Source organism: Rhizobium sp. RU33A, from assembly GCF_900156055.1.
Lineage (GTDB): Bacteria > Pseudomonadota > Alphaproteobacteria > Rhizobiales > Rhizobiaceae > Allorhizobium.
Genome location: NZ_FTMQ01000023.1, coordinates 1 through 1,360, shown reverse-complemented (window position 1 = coordinate 1,360; position 1,360 = coordinate 1). Strand labels below are relative to the sequence as shown.

Sequence of the window (1,360 nt, the reverse complement as noted above, 5' to 3'; positions counted from 1 at the left end):
TGTTGATTATGGGATGGCCCGCCCTTCCGAGGACATCGAGTATGATGTCCTTCTCTTGAAGGGAAAGGAGCCGAGCCATGCATATTTCCATTTTGGGTATCGACATCGGGAAGAACAGCTGCAGCGTTGTTGGGGTGGATGACCGCGGCGCTGTGGTTGTCCGTCGAACGATGCGTCGACAGACATTGATCGAATTCGTCGAGAAGCTGCCAACCTGCGTTATCGCGATGGAGGCTTGCTGTGGGGCTCACCATCTTGGCCGGCTATTTACCGCGAGGGGTCATGAGATCCGGCTGATGTCGCCGGAATATGTCCGCCCATATGTAAAAGCACAGAAGAATGATGACAGAGATGCCGAGGGCATTGCCGAGGCTGCATCTCGCCCGACGATGCGGTTTGTCGAACTGAAGAGCCAAGAACAGTTGGATATCCAGACATTGCATCGGGTTCGCTCAAGGCTGGTTGCGGAACGGACGACCTTGATCAACCAGCTCCGTGCGGTTCTTCTGGAGAGAGGTGTCATCTTCGCCGTAGGCCGCGTGAAGTTCGAGAGCGCCCTGGACGGCCTCCTTGCCGAAGCTGATGAGATCCTGTCTCCGCGCATCCGCAGCTTGGTGATCGAACTGCGGGACGAATGGCGAATGCTTGACAAGAAGATCGAGACGTTGAACGCAGAATTCGTAGCACTCGCCAGGCAGAACAGCGCGATGCGTCGTCTGACATCGATTCCCGGCATAGGCGTGCTCAACGCCACGGCACTTGTCGCCGCAATTGGTGACGCCGCTAGTTTTAAGCATGCCCGAGATCTCGGAGCATGGTTGGGGCTTGTGCCACGACAGTTCACCACCGGAGGCAAGGCACGTCTGCTTGGGATAACAAAGCGCGGCAACACCTATCTGCGAACCTTGCTGGTCCATGGCGCTCGAGCGGCAATGCACACGCTCAGTCAAAGTGCCACGCCAATCGGGCAATGGCTCCAGACAATGTTGTCCCGAGGCGTCCAGCGCAATGTCGTGATTGTGGCCCTGGCAAACAAGCTCGCGCGTATCGCCTGGGCGGTGTTGCGCAAGGGGCAGCCCTATGAGCGGGCCTATGGCGTAGCGCCAATCTGAGTCACTGGCTGCCAGGAGCGCAGCCTACGATGTTTGCGAGTGGAATGGAGATGGCCTGACAGTTGATCGGCGTTCGGATAGCCCAGCAGTGGAAATGGTTCATGGAAACCGAGTTGATTATTGTGGCTCTGAGCGTGCGGATATCCATCTTGGCCACGGCATGCCGTGAGACCGAATACGTTGAAGCAGACTGTACAGGGATCAAAAAAACCACTTGCAAGCAGGGCGGGCCATACGTTTCCACTGAG

General features: G+C 57.0%; 1 protein-coding gene. It reads left to right on the top strand.

Features of this window, described 5'->3' with window-relative positions; translation table 11 throughout:
- The first annotated feature begins 77 nt into the window (after positions 1-77).
- The gene (locus BW978_RS23110) at positions 78-1,112 is read left to right on the top strand and encodes an IS110 family RNA-guided transposase (RefSeq protein ID WP_076398639.1); all 1,035 of its coding nucleotides are present in this window, start codon (positions 78-80) and stop codon (positions 1,110-1,112) included.
- The last annotated feature ends 248 nt before the right edge of the window (positions 1,113-1,360 follow it).

Excerpts from the sequence above, each read along its gene's own strand:
- BW978_RS23110 (WP_076398639.1), top strand. The coding sequence starts at position 78 with ATGCATATTTCCATTTTGGGTATCGACATCGGGAAGAACAGCTGCAGC.